This window comes from Streptomyces achromogenes subsp. achromogenes (assembly GCF_000720835.1).
In the GTDB taxonomy this organism is placed as follows: Bacteria; Actinomycetota; Actinomycetes; order Streptomycetales; family Streptomycetaceae; genus Streptomyces; species Streptomyces achromogenes.
The window spans coordinates 1-325 of record NZ_JODT01000124.1 but is presented as its reverse complement, the minus strand read 5'-3'; the positions used below and the strand labels follow the sequence as shown (position 1 = coordinate 325).

The 325-nt window shown below is 66.5% G+C and carries 1 pseudogene; it reads right to left on the bottom strand.

Going from position 1 to position 325, the window contains the following annotated elements:
- A pseudogene (locus IH25_RS38270) lies at positions 1-325 on the bottom strand (alpha-1,4-glucan--maltose-1-phosphate maltosyltransferase); the annotation flags it as partial.

Sequence of the window (325 nt, the reverse complement as noted above, 5' to 3'; positions counted from 1 at the left end):
GCGCAGCTGGTACTTCTCCGAGTCCAGGTACTCCTCCCCGCTCTCCCTGAGCGGGGTGTTCTCGCACAGTTCGTAGCCGGAGTAGATGCCCCAGGCGGGCGAGAGGGTGGCGGCCAGCACGGCACGGACCTCGAACGCGGGCCGCCCGCCGTGCTGGAGGTAGGCGTGCAGGATGTCGGGGGTGTTGGCGAAGAAGTTCGGCCGCATGTAGGCCGCCGCCTCACCGGTCAGCTCGGTCAGGTACTCGGTGAGCTCCTGTTTGCTGTTGCGCCAGGTGAAGTAGGTGTAGGACTGCTGGAAGCCGATCTGGGCCAGGGTGTGCATC